This window comes from Paenibacillus sp. Root444D2, from assembly GCF_001426375.1.
Classification (GTDB): domain Bacteria; phylum Bacillota; class Bacilli; order Paenibacillales; family NBRC-103111; genus Paenibacillus_E.
In genome coordinates, this window is the sequence record NZ_LMEO01000052.1 from 40,261 (window position 1) to 65,930 (window position 25,670).

The following is a 25,670-nucleotide window of genomic DNA, read 5'->3' on the forward strand; positions in this document are numbered from 1 at the left end:
GTCGTAGACCAAAGTCTCTCCGCTTATAGGGATCTTTGGTCGTAGACCAAAGTCTCTCCGCTTATAGGGATCTTTGGTCGTAGACCAAAGTCTCTCCTCGTTAAACGCGGTCGCTTATCTTTGAATGGCCTCGATAGAGGTTTTCTCATTAGCGAGAGTCGCTTTCCAATATGGCAAACATCACGTGGTCCCGCTATACGCCTTGAATCTTCACATTCTCCCTCGCTAGGCCCTCCTGACGGAAACCAACCTTTTCCAACACCCGGATAGATCCGGTATTATGCGGCATAGCCCCAGCTTCGATCCGATGGAGTCCCGCTTCCCGGAAAGCGTAATCCAGAACAAGATGGATGGCTTCTGTCATATAACCTTTGCCATTATGACTTGCATCTAGGCAGTAACCTAGCATCGCTTTATGCAGTGGTCCGCGAATGATTTCGAAAAGGGAGGCTTCCCCTATGAGCTCATCCGTTCCTTTAAGGAAGATACCGAATGAATGACGCCGTCCCTCTTTATCCGCCTGCTGCCAGAGCTCAATGCTGCTGGCTTGGTGATCCAGCGTGTAGAACGAATCTAACCGAATCGGTACCACCTGTTCAAACAATTGCCGGTTGCGCACCATCAACGCCAGCAGAGCTTCCGAGTCTCCCATTTCAAAGTGGCGGATGTACAACCGTTCTCCTGTGCGAACCATTTTGTCATCATCCTTTCTCTTTAACAAAAAAAGGGACCTAGCCAACGGGGCCAGGTCCAAAGTTTATATTAAAAAAGGGGGGTCTTGTTTATTATAATACACCTACTATGTTAGAGAACTGTAACAGGAATGTTCCAATTGTGTTACAAAAAAAGCGAATCCATTCGAATCGCTTTTTTTGTATGCACTTTTGTACATACTACAGAATGTAAATCTTTAGGAATAGGAGTCAAACAAGTGAAAGTTGAAGACGTCATTGTGGAACAGATTAGACAGCAAGCTGTACAGCTGAGGACCCCCGAAGATTTGGATGTATTAGTTGAAGCAATCGGAGACAAGAAGTACGTATTACTCGGTGAGGCAACACATGGTACATCAGAATTTTATAAGCTGCGCATGGAGCTAAGCCGTAAATTAATTGAGACGAAAGGTTTTTCTTTTATTGCTGTCGAGGGCGACTGGCCGTCATGTTATGAGGTTAACCGTTATGTAAAGCAGTACAAGGATGCCAAGCCAAGCTCCCGCGAGGTCATGGAAACTTTTAATCGCTGGCCGACGTGGATGTGGGCCAATGAAGAGGTTGGCGAGTTGATGGAGTGGCTTAACCAGCACAATGCAAATAAGCCGATGGAAGAGCGAGTCGGGTTTTACGGTTTGGACGTTTATAGCTTATGGGAGTCACTAGAAGAGATCGAACGTTATTTACAGGAAAAAGGCACCCCTGAGCAGTTAGCTCTGGCGCGGAAGGCATTTGAGTGCTTCGACTCTTATGAAAAGGAGGGGCAAAATTATGGGGTTTCGGCGGCTTTTTACGGCGAAAGCTGCCAAGATGAGGTTGTGAAGCTGCTTCAAGCGCTTCACGCGAAACGCGTGCGGTATGAAGAAGACAGCGAAGCAGCTTTAAGCGCGGAATTGAACGCGCTTGTTGCTGTGAACGCTGAGGATTACTACCGCACCATGGTTCGTCACGACGCGGAATCGTGGAACGTCCGCGACCGGCACATGGTCGAGGCGCTGCGCCGCCTCGCCGACCACCACGGCCCAGACGCCAAAGTGATCGTCTGGGAGCACAACACGCACGTCGGCGATGCGCGTGCAACAGACATGTTGGCCGACGGTATGGTGAACGTCGGCCAACTCGTGCGCGAAGCGCACGGCGAAGCCGATGTGTTCGCCATCGGCTTCGGCACTTACCGCGGTACGGTCATCGCCGCGACATCCTGGGGCGCGCCGATGGCGACGATGCAAGTGCCACCTGCCCAGCCGGGCAGCTGGGAGGAGCTCATGCATCGCGCCGGCGCGCATGATCAGATCCTCCTGCTAAGCAAGGAGGATCCGATTCTCGGGCACGAGGTGCTCGGGCACCGTGCCATCGGGGTCGTGTACCGCTCTGGCCATGAGAGAGGGAATTACATTCCCTCTCTTATGGCTCGGCGGTACGACGCCTTCGTACATGTGGATGAAAGCCATGCGCTTCATCCGCTAACCATAAAAAAAGTGCTTGTGTGATTTCACACAAGCACTACCACCCAAAACGCCGATGCTTCACGCTATAGCAGAGTCGATATCAAGCTCAGTTCCTATGTATTTAAGATTGTTGTACGAAATACAACTTTATTGCTTCTATTTCCACAGCTTGGAAGGAAGAAATCAAGGATATTGTTGCACCGCGTACAACTTATGGCTTTCACTTGTCATTAATAAGATGTTTTAATCCAACACTCGGTTCCTCCAATGGAAAATACTCTAAACCGATATACCCAGTGAATCCAGTTTCATCAATGGCCTTGAAGATCTGCTCGTAATTCAACTCGCCATTATTCAGCTCATGTCGCCCTGGATTGCCAGCTGCATGAAAGTGACCTATCCAAGCCATATTTTCACGAATATTCGTAATAAGATGACCTTCGGTAATTTGTTGGTGATAAATATCGAACAGCACTTTCACATGCTGGCTCCCTACCTGCTTCACAATATCGAATGCTTCTTCAGATGAAGCTAAGAAATATCCTTTATGGTTCACAAGTGTGTTCAGCGGCTCTACCAATAATGTTATCCCTTCCCGCTCCAACAACGGAACGGATGCTTTTAATCCATCAATCAATGACTGACGCTGCGCTTCTCTGGACACACCTTCAAGTTCCTGACCCACTTGTGAAATGAGCTGAGAGCAATTTAATCGCTTCGCTGCCTCAATGGATTCGGCAAGTCCAACTATATAAGTTTCACGCATGGTTTCATCGACTAAGCTCACAAATTTGGTGCAAAAGGCGGCAATTGAAACCCCAGCATCCTTCGCCACATGTGCGACTTCGTCCAAATCCTTATTCCACCATGACCAGAATTCAATGGTATCATAGCCAATTTGCTTCACTTCCTTAACACTTTGAGCAAAATCATACTTGCTATAAACGGCATCCATACAGACGGAGAGCCTCATTGTCATCCTTCTTTCCCAATTTACGTTATTTGTGCTAGGGACCAAACATTTCTGAACTCTCCCTATTGTATGGTAAAATTAAGCAGATGAAAATATGACTCAAGGAGTTTTACTTATGATTCGTTCCCTTGCTATTACCATGGACTTCAAGGTGCTCCATAATGTCCCCTTCGAGGAGCTTCTAGACCCGAGCATTCAGTGGTATTGGGTCGACTTTCATAATCCGAGCGATGAGGAAGCGCTATATCTGAAGGAGCATTTCCATTTTCATCCGCTGGCCATAGAGGACTGCTTTTTCTTACTGCAGCGACCGAAGATGGATCACTATGAAAACGTTCACTTTTTTGTGATGCATGCGATTAATACTATGACACTGGATGCTGAAGAAGTGGACATGTTTCTGGGAAGTAACTACATTGTGACCTTTCATTTGCATGAATCAAGGGAAATTGAGGATGCTTGGGGCCGTATTTCAGAACAAGAAAACTTGCGGAATGAAGGTCATATTTATGCGGCTTATTTAATTCTTGATAATTTGGTGGATCAATATTTTCCAAGTGTTTACCAAATCGAAGATCAATTAGATGATATCGAGAATAATTTTGATGCCGAATCCATTGAAGCCTTAATGAAACATATTTTTGATATTCGGGCCAAATTGTTAAAATTGCGCCGCACCATCGTGCCCATGCGTGACTTGCTGTACAGGGTTATCAATACAGATCGAATCGAGCGTCTTCGCGATCAGCTCGTCTTCTTCACGGACATTCATGATCATCTGCTCAAGCTGTCAGAAATGATTGATTCAAACCGCGATATGACGGCTGATATGAGGGATAGCTACATCTCCCTGAATTCAAACCGAATGAATACCATCATGAAAACGTTGACCGTAATCACGACAATCTTCATGCCATTAACGTTCATTGCTGGTCTTTATGGGATGAATTTCGCTTATATGCCTGAACTGAAATGGCACGGCGGTTATTTTGCAATTCTCGTGATCATGTTCGGAATTGGATTCGGCATGTTCGCTTGGTTTTGGAAAAAGGGCTGGTTTAAATAAAAGACCTTACAGATTCTGAGCGATGCTCATCACGGAATTCTTTCCTAAAACCAGCAGGCGAAACCCCCACCTTCTTCTTAAAAGCTCGACTGAAGGCATGAATACCGGAAAATCCTAATTGATCTGCGATTTCCTGAAGCGGCATTAAGGTATGCCTGATCATATTCTTGGCTCGCTCGAGCCGGATTCTCTGGTGATATTGGATCGGACTTACATCGAATACTTTATTAAACAAATGGATCAAATAGTATTTACTGATATGGAATCGCTCCGATAGCTCATCCAATTTCAACTCACGGTGAACGTGAGCCGCGATGTAACGCTCAATATCCAATAAAAGCTCTTGGTGAAGACTGTTTTCATATAATCGTCCGTTCCACGCATGCTCCCTCACTATATAGGTAATTAATTCCAGTAGACTACCCTTTAGACGCCATTCATACAATGGCAGCTTCGCTTCAAATTCCGATATGATTCCAAAAAGCTGTTGTTCCACGCGACTCGGCTCCCTTAATCGAATATAGGTTGGAAGATCAACGAGTGCGCCCGACAGCTCATCCTTACGAAACCAGCTTCGCTCCGTCTCATCCATGTCTTGCAGCATTTTGAACGATACCTTAACGTCCCCGCTATCCGCCTGCTCGAACAAATCAAAATGCACGTGCGGCTGCCGAATCGGGTTATCACCTATGATCTGGATGGAGTGCCTCTTCCCAGGCTTAAATAGAAACAAGTCCCCCGGTCTGCCTTCATAGGTCTTGTCCTCGATCGTTATGTCAGCTCGGCCCTCCATTAGATATAATAGCTCGTAGTCCCAAAGCATTCTTTCTTTTAACATCCAAGGAGATTGTATGATACTATCCATCGCAATACGAATGTATGGGGAGACATTTTGAAAGCTCACGGCGGTAGAATCCTTCCTTTTCAGCAATAATAGTTAACTTTTAACTAACTTTGGCTAAATGAACACGCTTACCTTCATTATATAATGTTTTCAAGTTCATATAACAATAATGATAGAGGTGGATGTTCCTATGTCGCAAAATCAAGGCTTTATCCATGAACTCTCTGCAGCACCATTCCTGACACAAGGCCAAACCCGTTGGATCACGGCAGAGAATCCGACCGGTGAGAAGGGACAAGGCGGGAAAGCAGCAAGCAATTTAGGTATTGCCCGCAAAGGCAGGCCGTGCATCACTTTACCTCAAGGAGAAACAGTCGTTCTGGCCGATATTCAAGGAACTGGCATCCTGCAGCACTTCTGGATCACTTGTACGAATGCTACGCCTAAGGGGAACTTTGTCCTTAGAGATTTAGTGCTCCGCATCTACTGGGATGATGAAGCCTCGCCTTCCGTGGAAGTGCCGCTGGGCGATTTCTTTTGCAATGGGTTTGGTGAACGCTGCAAGGTGAATTCGCAGCCGATCGTCGTGAATCCTACAGGTGGCATGAACTGTTACTTCCCCATGCCTTTCCGACAATCAGCCAAAATTACGATTGAGAATCAGCATGCCGAGGATATTCAAGGCTTCTTCTATCAGTTTCATTATACACTCGTTGATTCGCTCCCGGAGAATACGGCTTATTTTCACGCCCAGTGGAGAAGAGAGAATATCACAACGGAAGGAAAAGATTACACTATTTTGGACGGAGTCAAAGGCAAGGGAACATATGTCGGTACCTATGTGGCATGGGCAGCCTTAGAACGTTATTGGTGGGGCGAAGGGGAAATTAAATTTTATTTGGATGGAGATGAAGAATGGCCAACCCTCTGCGGGACGGGGACGGAGGATTATTTCGGTGGAGCCTGGTGCTTTTACGAAAAAGAAAACGGGATCCCCGTCGAGGTGCCATACAGCACTCCCTATCTAGGATACCCGTTCTATTCCAAATCGGATTCGACCCTCAAAGAGAAGTTCGGCGAAGATTCCGTGCCTATGCATGGACTATATCGTTGGCATCTTCCAGACCCCATCCATTTCGAGAGCGATCTGCGCGTTACGATTCAACAGATTGGTCATAACAGCAGAGAGCTTTTCGAACGAACCGACGATGTTTCCTCCGTTGCCTATTGGTATCAGATGGAGCCTCATGCGGATTTCCCCATACTGCTTCCCGTTCACCGGAGATGGCCGCGATAATGAACACACCAACCTCTTTGCTTATTCTAAGAAATGGTTGGCTGAGAATTCATCGCTATAAACATACTAGGCATAACTCCGACCGTAGCCTTGAAAGATCGGCTGAATAAATAAATGCTTGAAAAGCCCACCTGCTCAGCAATAGCGGTTAATGTTTGATTACCTTCGATCATTCTTATCTTCGATTGCTCGATTCGAATATGGGTCAAATATTTATGAATCGTAATGCCAAGCTGATCTTTAAATAAAAAAGATAAATGATTGGTCGAAATTCCGACCTGTTTACTTATCGTATGATTATCCAGCTCAGGGTCCCCATATCTTTCATTGATCAAATGGATGGTTTTTTCAATAAACACCCAACCCTTTGTCATTTTACCTTCTTTATCGTTATGGCCCACTTGTCCCTTCATAAAAAGGACTAATAATTCCAAACAAATCCCCTTAAGGATCAACGAATAACCCGATCTCATATCTAGAAACTCTTTCTGCATGATCAGGAATCTTTTCTTTAACTCAATCCGGTCCGGCAGCTGCAGGTGGGAAATTGGAATGGTAGATGCTAGCTGCATCTCCTTGTTTGCAATTGCTTTACGCTCTTCCGTAATCGCTTGGTCCTTCCAAGAACTTCGTTCTTCGTCATAATACAAATCAAAATGAAAGATATATTGGATCAATGGCACCTCTGACGTAGAGCGAATAATATGCGCCATGAAGGGAGGCATAAGGAGAATGTCTCCTTCCTTCACCTGATATTTGATCCCGTCCAAAAAAAATTCAGCTTCCCCTTGCTCGATATACGTATACACATGGTCGTAATCCATCCATTCACCCGCCAGAGAGAAGGATTTATGAATTTTGACCATTCTGACGAAAGGCGAGATGTTGTTCAGCCAAGTCTCCATGTACTTCCCTCCTGCGAAATGATTGAGGACCTACTGCCTTATTTCTCAAGTATAACTGAAGCGTATTCACATTTTCCATATATTAACATGCCGATGCGAACTTTTCCCTTAAGACTCATGTCTCGCTCCAGTCAAATAAAACACCGCTGTACTGATCCTTATTCACTCGGAGTCCTTCGTAAGCTTCCTTCGCTTCCTCCGGCTTCAGTACATGGCTGATTAAAGGTTCGACCTGCAGCCGTTTCTGCTTCATCAGCTCGAATACGATGTTTGAGTTTCTAACCAAGGAATGTTTCACAAACTCATTAGGTTCGGTTGGATACCGCCATTCGTGTGCTCCCTTGAACGTAATACAACCTCGTCCATACAGATGGCAGTAGTTCAAAATTTCAGTAACATCCGTGTTATATTCACCTCGAGGACTGCCCAGGAAAATGATTTCGCCTAATTTAGCGATCCACTCGAGACTTTGAACAGCTACTTGAGGCACCCCTGTAGCCTCGATATGGGTTGAAACTCCTTTTCCATGCGTGATTTCGGCAATCTGCTCGTTCACGCTGTCTTTTCCACCACTAATAACATGAATAACACCGCATTGCTTAGCAATTCGAAGACGTTCCTCCGATAAATCAATACCAATCACAGTAGCACCCTGTAAATGCGCCAGTTGAGCTGCCATATTTCCTATAAGTCCAAGCCCCGTTACGCTTACATAATCTCCGAACTCAATATTCGATACACGAATTGCTGTCGTCGCGACGGTTGCCATCCGAGTAAACGGTACCCATTTCAAATCCAAGTTGTCTGGAACTTTAAGAAAAGTCCCTCTGATCGAAACAACCTCATACTGCGTGTGGTTCCCATAATGAAAAACAATATCACCGGAATTAAACCCCGTTACTCCTGCTCCTACTTCCACAATCTCACTTACAGCTGCATAGCCTGGAATACCCGGCATGCGAAACCAAGATTCGTTGCCTGACAGCATGGCCAATTCAGTTCCCGGGCTGATTAATGTATAAAGCTTCTTGACCAGAACTTCCTGATCGCCAATCTGTAGGGTGAACTTCTCTTCTACCGTTTCAACCTGCCATGGATTGAGGAACATTACCTTCCTATTCTTCATCGCAACGCACTCCTTTGTATTGAACTCATTTTCAATATAAATGTTTTTACTGGAGGCGTCTTTGACGTAAGAAATGATTTTTTATCGAAAACAACGATAGAAGGGATGTACAATGTAAAGAGCCGACTTTCCAGAGTTAATCGCTGGATTGTCGACCCGTCTATCGATCATATAAATCTACTTCTTCTTCGCATCATAGGCAGCTTGATAAATTTCCAGATAACGCTTCAGGTTCATATTATCCAAATTTTTGAGGTAGCCGTCCCATTCTTTCTCCAGATTCGCATCCCCGATGATGAAGCGTGCGGTCATCTCTTTGACATGATCGGTAATCGTCTTCTCGAGATCAGCTAGCTCCATCGCCTGCTCATTCGTGAAAAACAGCTGCGGAAGGACAGTATCCAGCTTCTGCTTATAAGGCTCGTATTTGTTTTTCGTTTCATTGTACAAAATAACTTCCAATGGGTTTTTCGGATCGGCGACCAAGCCTAAGCGGAAATCATTCGTTCTAAGCGATGGTCCGGTTTGAGACCATTTCACATTTTGAACATTTGCCATCTTGGCTTCGGTATATTTCCAAATGGCTTGCTTGCCATTGATGCCGAGTTCGCCTTGAGCCGCATATTTCCATTCCACATCAGGACGCCCTTCTGCATTACGCAGTGTCATCTCCTGCGTATACATCAGATCCGCTAGACGGAAGGCGGCTTCTGGATTTTTACTCGCTTTCGTAATCACGTAACGCCCTTGAGAGACACTATTGGTATAGGGCGCTACTTGCAAGCCTTTCGGCCCTTTGAGCACTGGAACGGCGGTAACCTCAAGCCATCTTCCGCTCGGTCCATTGAAGGCTGTAAACGTCCCGTTATGCTGAGCTATCGCCGCGCCCAATATATTAATGTTGGGGTTTTCCCCCATTTGCTTCGCTTGATCCCGATCCTGTGTGAAGGACTGCGGCGCGATCAAACCTTCGGCATACAGCTTGTGCAGGTACTTCAGGCCCTCTTGCCATTCCGGCTTGTTATAAGGCACATCCACCTTGCCGTTATTGAGGTACAAACGATTGGTATTATTAGGATTTAGTATAAAAGCATTCATAATGAACGAGTCGATATTGACCGCAGGTCCCACCGCTGCACCTGCAAGCGGAATCTCATCTGCTTTTCCGTTGCCGTTCGGATCCTTTGTTTTAAACTCCTTTAGCACCTTGTACAGCTCATCCGTCGTTGTTGGCACAGCTAACCCCAATTTATCCAGCCATGGCTTGTAAATCCACATTTTTTGCCCCATTGAACAGTGGAAACACTCATTCACGAGCGGCAGTCCATATATTTTACCACCTGGCGCCGTAATAGCATCTTTCACTCCATCCACCTGCTCAAACATCTTCTTGGTTTCGACGCCATACTTATCAATAAAGGGCTTTAAATCGAGGAAATCTCCTTGGCTGCCATAGATCAGCTGCTGCGTAGGGCTAACGTCAAAGCCCATGATCACATCAGGCAAATCTCCGCTTCCGAGCACCAAATTAAGCTTTTCTACCGCTGATTTCTCCGGGGCAACATCCCATTCAATATGAATGTTCGTCTTCTCCTCCAGGTACTTCGTATATTCATTCGTTGCAAAGTCTTCAACAAATGCGCTTCCCTTTACAAGAACCTTTAAGGTCGTTTTTTCCTTCGTGATAGGTAATTCCCCAGCTGCAGTCACCCGATCCTCTGACACTTTTGGAGTCGCATCTGATTGCGCTGCTTCCTTATCTGAACAACCGCTTAATACCGAGACTGTGCACAAGGCTAACCCTAAGCTTGCTACCATCCATTTTTTCATCAAAAAGAACCCTCCCTAGCATTTTTCGTTAGAAAATTTTCTTTGAATGACTAACCTTTCAACGAACCAATCATGACCCCCTTAACAAAATGCTTCTGTACAAAAGGGTAAATCATCATGAGCGGCAGCGATGAGACGACAATCAGAGAGTATTTAAGCAGTGCCCGCAGGCCCTCCCGATTCGCTTCCTGTCCCAAATCGGACAGCATGGCGGGATCTACCTCATTCTGAACGAGTATTTCCCTAAGCACTAGTTGGAGTGGATAAAGGCTCGGCTGTTTTAAATAGATCAGCGCATTGAAATATTGATTCCAATAGCCTACCGCCGAATAAAGGGTAATGACAGCAATGATCGGACCAGATAACGGAATAACGACATTCCATACAAACTTGAAATCGTTACAGCCGTCCAGCTGAGCGGCCTCCAACAACTCTTCCGGTATAGTCGTTTTGAAATAAGTTCTCGTAATAATGACATTAAAGACACTCATCGCCCCTGGCAAAATCATCGACCAAATCGTATTAAGCATGCCTAGATCTTTGACCAACAGGTAGCTCGGAATGAGCCCGCCAGAAAACATGGTAGTGAACACCAGCAAGAGCATGACGGCATTTTTCCCATACAAGTCTCTACGTGCGAGCGGATAAGCGGCCATAATCGTTAGTACGACATTGATGACTGTACCTAGAACCGTATAAATGACGGAATTGCGAAATGAGCTCCAAATCAACTTATGTTTAAAAACAGCCTCGTAACCGTCGAGTGTAGGTTGAACCGGCCATAGCCACACCTTCCCTGAGATAACCGCGTCTGGGCTGCTGAAGGATGCGCTTACAATAAAAACTAGCGGATACATCACTATAATGAGAAATAAGGTAAGCACCGTGTAATTGATCACGTTAAACCAACGGTCATTGCTGGCTTCCCGAATGTTAGCAAGCTCCATGATGACTTCCTCCTTTTGTCACACTTACCATAGGCTTTCCTGCTTAGCTTTCTTCGCCATTTGGTTAACCGAGATCAGTAAAATCAAACCAATGACCGATTTGAATAAATTGATGGCCGTGGAATAAGAGTAATTCATCGCCTGGGAGGCTAGACCGACCTTATAAACAAACGTATCAATGACTTCCGAGGTGCGTGCATTCAGCGGATTCTGCAATAGCAGTACCTTCTCAAAGCCCAGATCCAGAATATGTCCGGTGTTCAAAATAAGCAGGATAATCATAACCGGAACAATGCTTGGCAGATCGATATGCAGCATGCGCTGAAATTTACTTGCTCCATCAATGACAGCCGCTTCATGCTGCGCGGGATCAACACCCGCTAAAGCAGCTAAATAAATGATGCAGGAAAAGCCTACATTTTGCCAAATACCTGACCAGACATAGATCGAGCTGAAATATTCCGGCCTGGCCATAAAATTGATCGGTTCGAAGCCCAATTGACCGAGCAGCATGTTCACTAATCCATTGCGGGGGTCGAGCAGCTCCATAACGATCCCTACCATCACGACAACGGATATAAAATGGGGGGCGTAAGTGATCATCTGTACGGATTTTTTGAACAGCTGGTTTTTCACATAATTCAATGATAGAGCCAGAATAATCGGAAACGGAATCCCGGCAAGCAAGCTGTACAAGCTGATGATCAACGTGTTTTTCATCAATTTCACAAATTCATAAGAGTTGAAAAATCGGATGAAGTGTTTCAAGCCGACCCACTCGCTTCCAGCGACACCCTTGGAGGCAATATAATCCTTGAAGGCAATCTGCGCCCCGTACATTGGATAATATTTAAATACAAGGACATAGATAACTGGAAGCGCAAGCAGGGCATACAATTGCCAGCTTTTCTTCATTTGCTTCCTTGCAACAAGCAGCAGATTGCTTGCTCCGGTGCTTGCTTTGGTTAATACAACCTCTTTCATTGTGCGCTCTCCCCCCTTTCAATTGATACCTTAAGGTTACAAGAAATCGCCTCAAGCCGTATATCAGAAAGCGCTTTCTTTATGTGCAAATATTAAGATTCAGCCATGTGCACTTCTAAATGAATGTGCAAAACTAAAGAATACGACACAAAGTGCCGCATTCTTATCCATGTAATTTCTTATAGGAGGTCGCACTAACGCCATGCAGCCGCTTGAATGCCCGACAAAATGTATTGGAAGAGCTATAGCCAACCTTATCGGAAATTTCAAGGATGGTTAGCTCTGTTGTCTGCAGTAGATCTTTGGCCCGATTCATGCGCATATTTTCCAAATAGTCAGAGAAATTAATGCCCGTTTGCTCTTTGAAGAATTGGGAGAGATACACTTTCGAGATGCGAAAGCGATCGGCCACTACATCCAGGCAAAGGTCACTGTCCATATATGCGTTCTGCAGCATGCCAAGAATACTTTGGATCAGCTGCACATTTTGGCTTTTCTTATGATCGTTCACGCTTTCGCATATCCATTGATAGGTTGCGCGGATCGACTGATAATTTTTGCGCATATTTTCATAGGAGTCAATCTCGCTGCTCAGTGACTGGATCCGTCTGTAAACCTCTTGCTGATCAAGCTCCATTTGCGGCAGCAGCTTTACCAGACTTCCCCACATTTCGAACAAGAACAACTGCATAACAGCGAAGGAAAGATGCCTCAGTTGGAAATTTTCATGGTATATCTCATCAAGCATATGCTGAACCTCAGCATGGTCCCCAGCTTTCGCCAAATTGATTAAACGGATCTCCACATCTTGCGGAAAATAATAGTTATTCATATCCGTCGGGAGCTCGTCAAACCATACGATTTCATTCTCATTTTTCCACAATTGTACATTCAATGCTTCTCGAGCCTGTTCATACGATCTGGAGATGCTAGTGAGGCTGTCACATAAGCCGCCTACACCATAGACGGACACCAGCTTTATCTGGCTTTTCATCTCCCCACTTACTTCCTTCAGCTTCTGCTCAATAAGCTCTTTGTAGGGCTCTGGTTGCTCAGCTCTATAACAAAAAAGCAACCCGAACTGATCCTCCGCTATATCGTAAACAAAGCCTTCCTGATCAATCGCCCTTCTCAACATTTCTTTGGCCAGCAAACGCTTCATATCCAGTTCTTCCAACAGATCATCGTTGTAGCCGTTATCGAAGCCTCGCAAATGAACAACCGCGACCCGATAGGACATCCCTTGCAAATCCATACCAACATATTTTAAAAGTGCATCTGCATCACGTGCCGAAATAAATTGCCCGTTCAACAGCCGCTGAAAATACGCAGCCCGCAGCAAAGGAACCTGCTGCTCGATCTCGGACTTCATTCTATGGTTATTATGGAACAAACCGGTTACCGTTTCTCCGATTAATCCAAAGGCGTCTCTCTGGTGCGAAATTACGTCCGCTTTTTCCAGAATCAAGTTTACGATATTCCGTAATGGTTTACTGTTGCGATAAGCCAGCACATACGCGATGAAGACACCCACGACAAGAAAGACGAACGTCAAAGAGAAAATGATTTTCTGAATATAACGAACCTTCTCCAGTACAACATAGGTCGGCTGTCCCACCAGATACGTCCAACCGTTATAGGAGGATTTCGTATACGTAATCATCATCTGCTTCGATTGCAGCGATTGCTCGATTACGCCTCTATCGTCAATCAGATCGCCGATCTCGATCGGTAAGGGGGCTTTACTCGCCGAAAGCTCACTAACGATCTTCCCCTCGCCATCCACAATATAAGCCCATCCCCCTTCGGAAATGTTCAGCCCTTGAAACAGCTTCTGGATTTCCTTCTGGTCAATCATGACAGCAATAGCGCCCTGAGGATTGCCGGGGTACCCCAGCGATTGCATATACGTCAGCATGGAATAGGGCACACCCTGTACGATAACTTCCTCAGACGCAAAGGTTTTGCGTGTATGAAATTGCTTGGCGACGAAGTCATACCATGAATCATAATCATACTTGCTGTATTGAGCTACCCGATCAAAAAAATGCTGAAAAGAGTAACTAGCCCCCGGAGTTAACACCATTTCACTATTTTTGAACAAGACATAATAATTAAATATGAAATTGTTAGACATCCTGTAATCGTACAAGCTTTTATTCGTATCCAAAACCCGGTACGTATTCGTCCCCTCAAAAGGATCAGTGACAGACAGAAACCGCATAATTCTTGTATCTGCCGCTAACTGCTGGGTAATGGAGGCGATTTCCTCCAGTCTTCGATCGAGGATATCTTTACTCTGCTCCAACAGGTTCATATGGCTCGCGGTTGCTTCGCTTTCGATCAGCGCAGTCGTCTTCTGATAAATGACCCAGCCGATAATCATCGGCAGCATCAGAAAAACAAGATAAGGAACTAGAATACGCGCAAACACGCGGTGCCTTCCTTTGTTCACGTTAACATTAACGCTTCTCTCTCTCTTGAACAGCATAGTAAATGTCCCCATTTCCTTTACGATTCCCTGTTTCGATCATATCGAGAGTAATCCTTGCGCATGATTTGCATTTATGTATGCGTTTGCAATCTGTTGCGGCGTTCATCCCAAAAGGATAAGCTGTTACCTTAAGTATACCTTGCTAAGCGGGTAATCGGAAGCTTGAAATACATCGCTAGATATGCAATGAGACTTTTTTGTGCTTAACAAAAAAAAGGAACCCAGCCAACGGGGCGTGGGTTACAGATTTTGATGATTTTTAAAGGCTTGAGCTAGCGTATTTCACTTCAGGCAATGATAAACCGCCATCATATCTCGTTTATTCAACTCACGAATACGATTGAAGATAGGAATATCTGCAACTGCCTCAGTTAGTAAGTTTTCAGCAACAACATCACTTACTTTGCCAGTAAGCCATGTTTGTACATCTATACCATCGACGATTTCCTTGCGCCCTTCATCATTGATGCCACTTACATAACAGCTAACACATGGCACCGATAACTTAAATACGCCGTCATGAAGACCATCTTCTGAAATGACTTTCTTCCCGCCACAGAATGGGCATGGATGACTTGCTTTAATTTTATTAATCTGTGTAACAATTTTATTGTAACCAAACACTTCATAGACATAAGTTAGTTTTTTATATTTTCCATTGGTGAAATACTTATCAATAATGGTTTCTCTAGTTTCAGCAATATTGGCAAAGTCACAGATGGTAATCAAGTTATTACTGCTAATCGCCTCGAGGTTACCTTTAATCTTGTCCCAAAATGGTACGGCATTTTGTAAAACCACTTCATAGCCCACAAAGCTTGCAAGCTCCAGCTCCAGCATCTTCAGCGCAACTTGTGTTTCCCTTGGAAGTAAAGAGACATCTTCCGTAAGTGCAAGATCGCTGCCAACAATTGATTTTAGTTTTTCTAGTTCAGGTAACTTCCCTACGGTTTTTATCACCTGATCAATCGGCTGCTGAATAATCTCACGAATATCCGTGTCACCAAACTTTAGCTTTTTATGATGGTTTAACACGGTTCCATGACAAACTGGGCAGGTAATCATTTCTTTTGAGGCTTTCATTTGCTCTTTAAGAGGAATGTTCTTCGAAATAACCATATAACGCCCAAGGATGAGATTAAAGCCTTCCCATGTTCTCGAAGCCTTCCCTGCTTTATCATAAAATGATTTTTCCCAATAACCAAATAAGAAAGTACGCTTTTCTGCTTCTGACATCTCATTATAGCTTTTACTCATATCGTGACCCAGTTCATTCTTTATCTCTTCAAATAGGAAGTGCAATTTGGCATGTTGATAGTATTTCAAGACATCCATGACTTCTGGAAGTAACATACCATCCCAGAAAGGGACCGTTTTATCTTGAATGAGAACATCCATATCAAATTGTTCAATGACACGACGCCCCGAACAACTCGGACAGTGATTGTCTTGATAATAGAAATCGAAGCTTCTTGTATCTTTATTGGTCGGATGAGCAGCCACAATATGGTTGATCAGTCCACCTATTTCATAGAGAAAACTATATTGACTATACAGATGTCGTTCAAGATCAATGGCGATGACAGGTGCAATCTTTTCAGATTCATATTCACCATAAATCACATGGGCAATTGGCGATAAGCTTTTTAAGATACCACCCTTATAGACGTTTTCTGCCTTTTTAAAATAGTCCAGCTGATTTTCTTGTAAGTAGTGAATACCGTTTTGGGGCTTGAGTGTGGAAGAAATATGCATGGAGGCCTTGCTATCTTCCTTATCTTTTTGACGATAATAATCATCATGACTGACAACATCAAGCTGCTTCACAGGTTCAGGCTGCCTTTTTCCAAAATCAATGATAAAATCAGAGCTTTCCATCATATAGGCATTATGTTCAATCATCAGGATAGAGACAGATTCATCTACCAGAATGTCCCTAACACTATCAATGAATTGGTTTAAAATATTTTGTGATAAACCTTTTGAAGGCTCGTCAAAAATAAAAAGGGTATGTGGGTTTCTCGAATTAGCAAACAGCTCAGAAACTAAATGAACACATTGAAACTCGCCAGTCGATAAGGACTGTGTTTTTCTTTCCAACGTCAAATAACCAAGTCCAAGTTTAATCAATAAACTCAATCGTTTATGAGCGATGTCTTCATTTGGCAGTTCATCAATAATTTCTTCAATCGAGCGCTGAAAAATATCATCAATATCCTCACTATATTTGGTGAGTTTCTTTTTAATATCAAGAAAGGTCGCAACGGTCGACCTACTGGAAATCGATTGATTTCGATCTTGCCCAACCACGACCAGTTTATCTTTGGGATACCGCTTCTGAAAATCTTTAACTATACACTCATTGACAAGTGTAGATTTACCGCATCCCGACTCACCCGTAAAGGTTACAAGTCTATTCTTGGGAATCTGAATTTCAGCCATTTGAATATTACGGCAGTAAAGATCATGAAATTGATAGTAGTCTGTTGGCATTGCCTTATTTAGATCACAATGGATTGGTTTTGGACGTGGTGATTCTTCAACAATTTTCCCACCGTATTTACCACTACCAGGTCCAAAGAACAATTGCTCATCCGCTGTGCTCAGCACGGTGTCAGAATGGTCAATCAGCCAAATTTGATTCTTATACCCCAATTGTTTAATCTCATCTAAAATTTTCAATAATGTTTGGTGATCAAGACCCACGGAGATTTCATCAATGATAATAACCGTATTTTCACTAGTTGCCATGAATTCGGCCAAGTAAAGTCGTGTTATTTCCCCACCTGACAATGTACCCATAATGCGATTTATTGTTAAGTAACCCATATTCATATTGATTATATTTTGGAGAATATGCTGCTTCGCTTCACTAATTTGTAATTCCTTTGCAAGAGAAAGAATCGTTTCAATGCTTAAGTTATTCATATCGGAAATGCTATGTGGTTGATTAAATAATTCCATCTTATATTGCTCAACTTCTTGATTGTAGCGCCTACCCTTGCACTTGGGACAATCGACATTTTGGGTCATACTGCGCCCTTTACAATCTGGACACCAGCCTAAGGCATTATTAAAGGAAAAAACTTCTGGAGAAAGATTAAATTTTTCGGCAAGCGTTATACGAATCTCTTTAAACACACCCGTATGTGTGCCAATGGTTGAACGAGGATTGGATGAAATCGATGATTTTCCGAGAAAAAGGACTAAAGGCATTTCTTCCATCTTGATGGCACTGAAATTAGTTTCCATAATTTCAGGAAATAAATACTGATATTCAGCCTTTGGCAATAAAGAAACGAGACGCTTCTTGGATTCTTCACCAATGGTTTGACAAAATGTTGTTTTACCAGATCCAGATAAACCAGCAATTCCTAACGATTTATCTACCGGTAGTTCTGCATCTAATAGGTTAATATTGTTCGAAATTAATCGATTTATTTTCATACGTACATCCTCTCTATTCTTTTAAACTTAGTCTTTCCATGTTATCACAGAGTTAAATGTATAAACTGCTTTTTTTTCGAATCAAGAACTCGGCAGCTCCATTCTATTATTCTTTCACATTCTACCTTTTATATTAGCAATTCATTGTGGTATGCGTATGGGTGAAATTCGTGAGTTGAGGTTTTCAGATATCGATCTGAAAAGGGGGATTATATCTGTGAGGCATATTTTATAAGGGTTATTTGTCATACACAAAAAAAAGGAACCCAGCCAACGGGGCCGGGTTCAAAAGTTTATATTAAAAAGGGGGTCTTGGTTATTATAATACCTCACCAACATTATGAAACCATAACAGAAACATTTCAATTATGTTACAAATTAGAAAGCGCTTTATTCACTTCCCTTCTAACCTCTAAGATTCGATCCCTCAACGCGAGGGTAATGACCTTATACATGCATTCCATTCATTTAGGAGGTTTTTTCCAATGACCGCACAAGAACAAAACCATCCAGAATCATACGATATTTCAAAGAAAGTCGCCATTGTGACCGGCGCATCCTCCGGCATTGGCTTAGCATCCGTTATACGTTTAGCTGAATCAGGGTTCAAAATCGGGCTGCTCAACCGCCCAGGCAGTGAGCTTAAAGCAGCAGTAGCCAAAGTGCAGGCTGCCGGTGGAGAAGCGATCTCCTTAGAAGCCGATATTTCCGTCGAAGAAGAAGTGAAACAGGCCGTTCAAACCGTCATGGACCATTGGGGTCGTCTCGATGTTCTGGTAGCCAACGCAGGGATTAACGGCGTTCTCTCTCCCATCGCACATATGGGACTAGAGGATTGGAACCAAACGATTAATATCAACTTAACCGGCACATTCTTGTGCGTCAAACATACTATTGAGCCTCTTAAACAGCATGGTGGCAGCATCATCATTACTAGCTCCGTTAACGGCAACCGGGTTTTCTCCAATTTTGGGATGAGCGCTTACAGCACTTCCAAAGCCGGACAAGTGGCTTTCATGAAAATGGCTGCGCTTGAATTGGCGCGTTATAAGATTCGTGTAAACGCCATCTGTCCTGGCGCGATCGAAACGAATATTGATGAGAATACGGATCGCAGACCCGAGTTGGAAGAAATCACGATCCCTATTGAATTTCCCGAAGGAGATCATCCACTGAGACACAAATCCGGAACCGCTAGTCAAGTCGCGAATCTGGTGCTTTTTCTCGCTTCGGATCAATCCGACCATATTACCGGAACTTCCGTCTTCATCGACGGCGCCGAATCGTTAATCCACGGATGATAAAGGAGAACTTCCCATGCAGATCGAGAGCTTTTACCATTCCCCCCATACCAAATGGGCTTATTCCTATAACAAGGATACATTTCATCTTCGAGTCCGCACCAAAAAGAATGATGTAGACCAAGTAACCGCGGTGACGGGCGATAAATATGATTGGGCGAATTATCACAATGATTATGCTATGAAGAAAATAGCTACGGATCGCTATTTCGACTACTGGGCAACGGAATTGTCGCCGGCACAGAAAAGGTTCTCTTATGCATTTCAACTGCAATCTGGTGATGAAAAGTTATGGATGAGCGAAGCCGGTATTTTCGAAGAGCAGCCGGGCCCGCCCGCAGGCTATTATGAAATGCCCTATATGCATGAAATCGATGGATTTAAGGCGCCAGAATGGGCAAAATCCGCTGTATTTTATCAAATTATGCCGGACCGATTTGCTAATGGTAATCAAAGCATTGATCCCGATGGGGTACTCGAATGGGGCGAACAGCCAACGCATGATTCTCATTTCGGAGGCGACCTGCAGGGCATTATGGACCATCTCGATTACTTGACGGAATTAGGCATAACGGCCATCTATCTCACCCCGATCTTTGAAGCACCGAGCAATCATAAATACGATACGATCGATTATAAAAAGGTAGACCCTCATTTCGGAGACACTGCCTTATTAAAAAAGCTGGTTGAGGCTTGCCACGCAAGCAATGTGAAAGTTGTTCTAGATGCGGTCTTTAATCATTCGAGTGTGGACTTCCCTCCCTTCCAAGATGTGCTAGCTGAGGGTGAAAATTCTGCCTTCGTCGATTGGTTTCACATTCGTGATTTCCCAGTTGAAGTGAAGGAGGGTCCGCTCAACTATGCTACGTTCGGGTTTTTCGCTTCGATGCCCAAACTTAACACCACGAATCCAGAAGTAAAGCAATATTTGCTGGATGTGGCTGAGTATTGGTTGAAGGAAGTGAACATCGACGGTTGGCGTCTCGATGTTGCCAATGAAATAGACCATTCCTTCTGGAGAGATTTCCGTAAAGTGGTCAAATCGGTCAATCCGGAAGCCTACATCATCGGTGAAGCTTGGAGCGATTCGCTGCGCTGGCTTCTTGGTGATCAATTCGATTCGGTCATGAATTACCCTTTCTCTGAACGGGTACTGGCATTTTTCCAGTCAGATCAACCGAACGGTCTCTCTTTTGCCGAAAATATGAATCATATTCTTATGCGCTACCCGCTGCAAACGAATGAAGTTTTGTTTAATCTGCTTGGCAGTCATGACACACCGCGTGTATTGACTATGTTTAATGAGAATAAGGACAGACTAAAGCTTGCTGTTATTTTCCTTCTCACTTATATTGGAACTCCCTGCATTTTCTACGGCGACGAAATCGGCTTGAAGGGTCAGCAGGACCCAGACTGCCGACAATGTATGGAATGGGACAAAGCTAAGCAGGACAGGGACTTATTCGAATTTTACAAGCAGCTTATCCAGCTGCGCAACGACCATGATGTGCTTCGTTTCGGCCGATTCTCTTTCCTTCGGGCGGACGCCGAGGATGGCAGGATCATTTATGAACGTAAGAATGAGCAGGAACATTTTACAATCTGGATGAATCATTCGGAAAATACGGCCATTCTTGCCCATCCCGCGGACGCGGAAATGGAAGATTGGCAGGATGCGTTCAGCGGCGGGTCCCTGAAGCCTGTTGATGGTTTTATTCGTATGGAAATCGAGCCATTCGGCTATCGGATTTTATACAGATCCCTGCTGGAAACATAGATAAATAGAAGCCTAAGAAATCAGGCTTTTACTATGCCCGATGCGACCTCTCACACTCTTCATATACTCTTTACACAAAATCAGTTGCGCCTGACGAAGGTCTAGCATATAATAGTTTAATTAGAATAATTATAAATAAGGAGGAACCGTATGAGTATCGAATACGACTATCACCATCTCCATCATGTTAAAGAACAGAGCAAATCCAGAAAAACGTTATGGGTGACTCTCATACTGACCGCCTTTTTTACTATTGTAGAAATTGTTGGCGGGGTGCTTTCGAATTCCCTTGCTTTGCTATCCGACTCTGCGCATATGATCTCCGATGTTATCGCTTTAGGACTTAGTATGGTTGCTCTGAAGCTGGCTACTCGTCAGCCTAATGCGCGATTCACCTTTGGTTTCCTGCGGTTTGAGATTATCGCTTCGTTTCTAAATGGATTAGCCCTATGTATCATTGCTTTGGGAATTTTCATCGAAGGGATTCAACGTATCATTGACCCGCAGCCAATTAAATTGGCTCTTATGCTTGGAATTGCCTCCATCGGTTTCGTTGTCAATCTTGTGCTTACATTGGTTCTCCATAACAGTGTGAAAGAAGAGGACAATCTGAATGTGAAAAGCGCGCTGTGGCACTTTTTCGGTGATTTACTCAGCTCGGTAGGCGTCATTATCTCTTCTATTATCATTTATTACACAGGTCTTCTCTTGTTCGATCCACTGATTTCGATGGTCATTGGCGGCATTATTTTTACTGGCGGAAGCAAAATCATTCGAGAATCTTACCTGATTCTGATGGAGTCCGTGCCTGAACGCTTCAACTTAGATGAAATTCGCAGCGACATCGCGCGTGTTGAAGGTGTCGAAGATGTGCATGAGATGCATCTGTGGGCGGTTTCGACCGATCATTACTCTTTAACCGCACATGTGTTCATCAATCCCAACATTCAACCCTTCTGTGTTATTCTAGCGATTAATGAAACGCTGAAAAGTAAATATGGCATCGAGCACTCCACCATCCAAATCGAACATGCAGACATTAATCCACATGGAGATTATGGCAAAGAGTTCTTGAAGCATCAAAGACAAACGAATAGAAATGGGCTTCGATTGTAATAAGGGACATGCCAAAAAGACCGCTATACTTCTCATCTTAATGAGAGTATAACGGTCTTTTCATGTTGTTGTAGACTTACGGGTAATCATCTCCAGATCAATCAACAGCTCATGTCCGAGAATTCGCGGAAGGTGCTCTTCCAGCAGCTGTGTATCCTCCTCGTCCAAGTCTTCACCAATCTGCTGCATCAGAAAAGCGGCAACTAAGCTCGTTTGCAAATCGACAGGCATGTCGAAGCTTGTTATTGAGGGGAAGCTAGCCTTAGAAAATAGTTCATTGTCCATGCCAATCAACTGCACGTCCTCTGGCACACGAATACCTCGCTCATGACACACAGCTAGAAGCTCCAATGCTAATGCATCATTAAAGGTGTAGATGCCGATAGGTCGCTGCTCGCCGCTTATGCGCAGAGCTTCCTCCAGTGTACCTTCAATACCGAGCTCTCCAGCATCTAGAAGCGCATGCACCGTCGACTCGGCATGATCACCTAACCCTGCCATAAACCCTTGAATACGCTGCTCATTGGCCCCCATCCCTTTACGCCTGCCGGCATAAATAATGGAGCGGCAGCCGCTCCCGAGGAAATGCTGAACAGCTTCCGTCGAAGCCTTCGCGAAATCCAAATTAACCGCCAATTTAACGATATCACTAGGCCAGCCCCAGCCATTAAAGATAACCAGCGGTGTGCCCTCACCGACTAATTGCTGGGTCGATTGCATACTCATCGCTAAACCATGGCTCACTAAACCGTCTACTCTTCGCTGCAGCAAGTGCTCCAGGTGACGCTTCTCGATCACTGGATCCATACCCGCTGCTGAAAATACGGATAAATGATAGCCGAAACTATGTACTCTCTGCTCCAGCTTCTCTGCAAATCGGCCATAATAGCCGCCGAAATGCGGTATGATAAGGCCTAACTCATAGGATCGGCGCCGGCTAAGGTTCGTTGCCATCACATTGCGGCGATAACCCAGCTGTACAACGGCTTCCTCCACTTTCCGTATCGTCTCCGGCGACATTGGCACCTTTCTCCGATTCAAAACATTGGAAACCGTCGCAATGGAAACGCCCGCTTCGGAAGCAACATCGACAATGGTGGGCTGTTTACTTTTCTTCATAGGAAATCCCTCATTCTTGAAATGCTTTAACTCATTTTATCGATAAGCAAATCGCTCGTCAAATTTCGATAATCTGTGCATTCCTATTGCAATTCGCTATAATGAAAAGATTCGTGTGTATTCGAAAAAGCAAAGGCTTGGGGATGCATGCAGCCTATGAAAAGAAAACGTAAGGAGTTCACACATCATGTGGTTTATTGCAGCAGTCGGCAGTGCCGTACTATTTGGTCTAACCGGCTTTTTTATGAAAGTGAGTCAAATGCGCCAAGGCTCTACACCGCACCTATTACTCGGACTCTATCTCACAGGAACACTTGGCTTCGCTGTGAACAGCTTATGGGAAGGCTCCCTCTTCTTAGACGATTGGCGTGTTTGGTTAGCTGGCATCATCATTGGCGTTGGGTCAGGTTGGGGCAATGTTGTGTTCATGAAGGCTCTCGAGAATGGTCCGGCAAGCTTGACAGCTCCGCTAATGAACTTAAATATTTTGCTAGTCATTCTCATGTCCGTCACCATCTACAATGAACACATAAATAGCACGGAGGCTGGCGGCATCGTCCTGCTCATTGCTTCAGCGGTACTTGTATCGATAAAGCTCAAAGAGCCTCTCACAATCAAAGAGAAGAAATGGTTCGCACTCGTTGCGCTGGGCGGACTTCTGTTCTTCTTCCGCAATGGCGGTTTGAAAGTCACTGCCGAGCTAGCTTTAGCGAATACGCCTATTCTGCTCATCAGTTATCTGCTCTCTGCTATCTGGTTCGCCATAGCCGCAGCTAACCACACCAAGAAGCAGCAAAAGCCTGTCCAACAAGGACTCATAGCTACCTATGATGCGTTACCAAGTCGCACAGGACTTCTATGGGGGCTGCTTTCGGGCTGCTTCTCTTACGGTGGCCTTCAGCTTTACTCCGTCGCGCTGCAAATGGGGCCAGGTTCCATCGTTGCTCCCATTTTCTCTACCTATGGACTTGTTGTCGTTATCGGCTCTGTACTGGTTTACAAAGAACGTCTTACCCTCTTTCAAACCATTGCCCTATTCCTTCTCTTTGCCGGTCTTGTCCTGGTCAAACTGTAGCGTCTAGCTTGTTTATTGTGCGTAGATCCGTCTGTGGTCTGTGGCCTGTAGTCTGTGGTCTGTTCTTGCTGCTCCAGGATTCACAATTATCTGCAATTTGTACATTTATATTTCAGGTTGAACGTACTCAGGATGGATTACCTGCAAAAAGTGCAGCTAATTTCCTCCATAAGGTCTAAATCCCTCATTCCCTGGGGGGGGGTTTTAGATGTAGGAAATGCAGCTATTCCATGTAAAATGGTGATTTGAGCACAATTAGCTGATCTTTTTACATCTAAGTAGGGTGGCGGGGTTGGGAATTCTCCGAGGGTCTGTCTCTGCCGTCTCAAGACAAACCACACTCGCCACCCCAAACACAAAAAAACTCGGCCATTAAGGCCAAGTCTCTTTCAATTCCTTACTCCTCATGATCCCCGATAAGCGAAATAATTTGCTTCTTCAGCTTAATAAACGACTCCGTATCTTTACACTCCAAGGTCTCACGAAGTCCTTGTGGAATCACGATTTCTTGGCGAATCCTTCCTGGATGCGCCTGCATCACATACACGCGTTGTGATAAGAAGATAGCCTCCTCGATGTCGTGGGTAATGAAAACGACGGTGGTTTTTTCCTTTTCCCAAATACGTAATAACAGCTCCTGCATCGAGTTCTTCGTCTGCGGATCGAGCGCACCGAATGGCTCATCCATCAGCAGGACTTCCGGATTGTTCGCGAGGGCCCGAGCGATGGCGACCCGCTGCTTCATGCCGCCCGAAAGCTCCTTCGGTAGCGATCTGGCGAACTTCTGCAGCCCGACAAGTTCCATGAAGTGGTCGGAAATGGCCCTCTTTTCGAATAATGGTACGCCTTTTAGTGTCAGCCCGAACTCGATATTCTCCCTTACAGAAAGCCATGGGAATAGAGTGTACGACTGGAATACCATCCCACGGTCAGCACCAGGACCATCAATCTCATGTCCAGAAATGCTCAGCGATCCTGTCGTCATCGATTCTAATCCCGCAAGGATCCTCAATAGCGAGGACTTGCCGCAACCTGAAGGACCAACAAAGCTAACAAACTCATGTGCATCTACGTGGAACGAAACTCTGTCCAAAGCAACAAACTGGGATTTCTTCGTGCTATATACCTTCGTTACATCCGTCGCCGTAATTTTACTCATAGCCATAACTCTATCATCAGAGGGCGCCATATTATTCAAAGCATGCATG

At 44.6% G+C, this 25,670-nt stretch carries 19 protein-coding genes; 7 read left to right on the top strand and 12 right to left on the bottom strand.

The features are described from left to right. Positions 1–193: 193 nt before the first annotated feature. The gene (locus ASD40_RS33645; RefSeq protein ID WP_057307512.1) at positions 194–694 is read right to left on the bottom strand and encodes a GNAT family N-acetyltransferase; all 501 of its coding nucleotides are present in this window, start codon (positions 692–694) and stop codon (positions 194–196) included. Positions 695–823: 129 nt separating this feature from the next. On the opposite strand from ASD40_RS33645, the gene ASD40_RS33650 reads away from it, so the two are divergent. Further along, positions 824–2,203 (top strand): erythromycin esterase family protein, encoded by a 1,380-nt coding sequence (locus ASD40_RS33650; protein WP_082562631.1) that lies wholly within the window; start codon positions 824–826, stop codon positions 2,201–2,203. 178 nt (positions 2,204–2,381) lie between these two features. On the opposite strand, the gene ASD40_RS33655 is transcribed toward ASD40_RS33650, so the two are convergent. Further along, positions 2,382–3,140 carry a hydroxypyruvate isomerase family protein gene (locus tag ASD40_RS33655; protein ID WP_235549488.1) on the bottom strand — a complete coding sequence of 253 codons (759 nt, stop codon included), beginning with the start codon at positions 3,138–3,140 and terminating at the stop codon, positions 2,382–2,384. Positions 3,141–3,249: 109 nt separating this feature from the next. On the opposite strand from ASD40_RS33655, the gene corA reads away from it, so the two are divergent. Then, positions 3,250–4,200 carry a magnesium/cobalt transporter CorA gene (corA, locus tag ASD40_RS33660; RefSeq protein WP_057307515.1) on the top strand — a complete coding sequence of 317 codons (951 nt, stop codon included), beginning with the start codon at positions 3,250–3,252 and terminating at the stop codon, positions 4,198–4,200. Here corA and ASD40_RS33665 read toward each other — a convergent pair. Beyond that, a complete protein-coding gene (locus tag ASD40_RS33665; RefSeq protein ID WP_057307516.1) occupies positions 4,193–5,104 on the bottom strand; it encodes an AraC family transcriptional regulator in 912 nt (303 codons plus the stop codon). The two genes, corA and ASD40_RS33665, sit on opposite strands and share 8 nt — an antisense overlap. A gap of 130 nt (positions 5,105–5,234) precedes the next feature. Between ASD40_RS33665 and ASD40_RS33670 the strand changes: the two genes are divergently transcribed. Further along, positions 5,235–6,341 (top strand): glycoside hydrolase family 172 protein, encoded by a 1,107-nt coding sequence (locus ASD40_RS33670; protein ID WP_057307517.1) that lies wholly within the window; start codon positions 5,235–5,237, stop codon positions 6,339–6,341. Between the two features lie 26 nt (positions 6,342–6,367). Here ASD40_RS33670 and ASD40_RS33675 read toward each other — a convergent pair whose 3' ends face one another. From ASD40_RS33675 to ASD40_RS33705, 7 genes are all read right to left on the bottom strand, one after another. Then, complete coding sequence (locus ASD40_RS33675) at positions 6,368–7,246, bottom strand: AraC family transcriptional regulator (protein ID WP_057307518.1); 879 nt, start codon at positions 7,244–7,246, stop codon at positions 6,368–6,370. Between the two features lie 115 nt (positions 7,247–7,361). Beyond that, complete coding sequence (locus ASD40_RS33680; protein ID WP_057307519.1) at positions 7,362–8,372, bottom strand: zinc-dependent alcohol dehydrogenase; 1,011 nt, start codon at positions 8,370–8,372, stop codon at positions 7,362–7,364. Between the two features lie 177 nt (positions 8,373–8,549). Beyond that, positions 8,550–10,202, bottom strand: a complete 1,653-nt coding sequence (locus ASD40_RS33685) for an ABC transporter substrate-binding protein (RefSeq protein WP_057307520.1) — start codon at positions 10,200–10,202, stop codon at positions 8,550–8,552. Between the two features lie 50 nt (positions 10,203–10,252). Next, positions 10,253–11,149, bottom strand: a complete 897-nt coding sequence (locus tag ASD40_RS33690) for a carbohydrate ABC transporter permease (protein WP_057307521.1) — start codon at positions 11,147–11,149, stop codon at positions 10,253–10,255. Positions 11,150–11,173: 24 nt separating this feature from the next. Then, positions 11,174–12,133, bottom strand: a complete 960-nt coding sequence (locus tag ASD40_RS33695) for an ABC transporter permease (protein WP_082562632.1) — start codon at positions 12,131–12,133, stop codon at positions 11,174–11,176. A gap of 163 nt (positions 12,134–12,296) precedes the next feature. Then, positions 12,297–14,624, bottom strand: a complete 2,328-nt coding sequence (locus ASD40_RS33700) for a helix-turn-helix domain-containing protein (RefSeq protein WP_057307522.1) — start codon at positions 14,622–14,624, stop codon at positions 12,297–12,299. A gap of 285 nt (positions 14,625–14,909) precedes the next feature. After that, on the bottom strand, positions 14,910–18,074 hold the full coding sequence (locus tag ASD40_RS33705) for an ATP-binding cassette domain-containing protein (protein ID WP_057307523.1): 3,165 nt from the start codon (positions 18,072–18,074) through the stop codon (positions 14,910–14,912). Positions 18,075–18,559: 485 nt separating this feature from the next. Between ASD40_RS33705 and ASD40_RS33710 the strand changes: the two genes are divergently transcribed. The 3 genes from ASD40_RS33710 (at position 18,560) to ASD40_RS33720 (ending at position 22,268) form a co-directional block, all read left to right on the top strand. Next, a complete protein-coding gene (locus ASD40_RS33710) occupies positions 18,560–19,375 on the top strand; it encodes an SDR family oxidoreductase (protein WP_057307524.1) in 816 nt (271 codons plus the stop codon). Positions 19,376–19,391: 16 nt separating this feature from the next. Further along, a complete protein-coding gene (locus tag ASD40_RS33715; RefSeq protein ID WP_057307525.1) occupies positions 19,392–21,152 on the top strand; it encodes an alpha-glycosidase in 1,761 nt (586 codons plus the stop codon). Positions 21,153–21,302: 150 nt separating this feature from the next. After that, positions 21,303–22,268, top strand: a complete 966-nt coding sequence (locus ASD40_RS33720; RefSeq protein WP_057307526.1) for a cation diffusion facilitator family transporter — start codon at positions 21,303–21,305, stop codon at positions 22,266–22,268. A 60-nt stretch (positions 22,269–22,328) separates the two neighbouring features. Here ASD40_RS33720 and ASD40_RS33725 read toward each other — a convergent pair whose 3' ends face one another. Beyond that, positions 22,329–23,387, bottom strand: a complete 1,059-nt coding sequence (locus tag ASD40_RS33725; RefSeq protein WP_057307527.1) for a LacI family DNA-binding transcriptional regulator — start codon at positions 23,385–23,387, stop codon at positions 22,329–22,331. A gap of 187 nt (positions 23,388–23,574) precedes the next feature. Between ASD40_RS33725 and ASD40_RS33730 the strand changes: the two genes are divergently transcribed. After that, positions 23,575–24,462, top strand: a complete 888-nt coding sequence (locus ASD40_RS33730; RefSeq protein WP_057307528.1) for an EamA family transporter — start codon at positions 23,575–23,577, stop codon at positions 24,460–24,462. Between the two features lie 397 nt (positions 24,463–24,859). On the opposite strand, the gene ASD40_RS33735 is transcribed toward ASD40_RS33730, so the two are convergent. Next, positions 24,860–25,669 (bottom strand): ABC transporter ATP-binding protein, encoded by an 810-nt coding sequence (locus tag ASD40_RS33735; RefSeq protein WP_327205319.1) that lies wholly within the window; start codon positions 25,667–25,669, stop codon positions 24,860–24,862. Position 25,670 lies beyond the last annotated feature (1 nt).

Excerpts from the sequence above, each read along its gene's own strand:
- ASD40_RS33650 (WP_082562631.1), top strand. The coding sequence starts at position 824 with ATGTTCCAATTGTGTTACAAAAAAAGCGAATCCATTCGAATCGCTTTT.
- ASD40_RS33695 (WP_082562632.1), bottom strand. The coding sequence starts at position 12,133 with ATGAAAGAGGTTGTATTAACCAAAGCAAGCACCGGAGCAAGCAATCTG.
- ASD40_RS33685 (WP_057307520.1), bottom strand. The coding sequence starts at position 10,202 with ATGAAAAAATGGATGGTAGCAAGCTTAGGGTTAGCCTTGTGCACAGTC.
- ASD40_RS33735 (WP_327205319.1), bottom strand. The coding sequence starts at position 25,669 with ATGCATGCTTTGAATAATATGGCGCCCTCTGATGATAGAGTTATGGCT.
- ASD40_RS33645 (WP_057307512.1), bottom strand. The coding sequence starts at position 694 with ATGGTTCGCACAGGAGAACGGTTGTACATCCGCCACTTTGAAATGGGA.
- ASD40_RS33680 (WP_057307519.1), bottom strand. The coding sequence starts at position 8,372 with ATGAAGAATAGGAAGGTAATGTTCCTCAATCCATGGCAGGTTGAAACG.
- ASD40_RS33705 (WP_057307523.1), bottom strand. The coding sequence starts at position 18,074 with ATGAAAATAAATCGATTAATTTCGAACAATATTAACCTATTAGATGCA.
- ASD40_RS33670 (WP_057307517.1), top strand. The coding sequence starts at position 5,235 with ATGTCGCAAAATCAAGGCTTTATCCATGAACTCTCTGCAGCACCATTC.
- ASD40_RS33700 (WP_057307522.1), bottom strand. The coding sequence starts at position 14,624 with ATGCTGTTCAAGAGAGAGAGAAGCGTTAATGTTAACGTGAACAAAGGA.
- ASD40_RS33720 (WP_057307526.1), top strand. The coding sequence starts at position 21,303 with ATGAGTATCGAATACGACTATCACCATCTCCATCATGTTAAAGAACAG.
- ASD40_RS33710 (WP_057307524.1), top strand. The coding sequence starts at position 18,560 with ATGACCGCACAAGAACAAAACCATCCAGAATCATACGATATTTCAAAG.
- ASD40_RS33715 (WP_057307525.1), top strand. The coding sequence starts at position 19,392 with ATGCAGATCGAGAGCTTTTACCATTCCCCCCATACCAAATGGGCTTAT.
- ASD40_RS33655 (WP_235549488.1), bottom strand. The coding sequence starts at position 3,140 with ATGACAATGAGGCTCTCCGTCTGTATGGATGCCGTTTATAGCAAGTAT.
- corA (WP_057307515.1), top strand. The coding sequence starts at position 3,250 with ATGATTCGTTCCCTTGCTATTACCATGGACTTCAAGGTGCTCCATAAT.
- ASD40_RS33725 (WP_057307527.1), bottom strand. The coding sequence starts at position 23,387 with ATGAAGAAAAGTAAACAGCCCACCATTGTCGATGTTGCTTCCGAAGCG.
- ASD40_RS33690 (WP_057307521.1), bottom strand. The coding sequence starts at position 11,149 with ATGGAGCTTGCTAACATTCGGGAAGCCAGCAATGACCGTTGGTTTAAC.
- ASD40_RS33730 (WP_057307528.1), top strand. The coding sequence starts at position 23,575 with ATGTGGTTTATTGCAGCAGTCGGCAGTGCCGTACTATTTGGTCTAACC.
- ASD40_RS33675 (WP_057307518.1), bottom strand. The coding sequence starts at position 7,246 with ATGGAGACTTGGCTGAACAACATCTCGCCTTTCGTCAGAATGGTCAAA.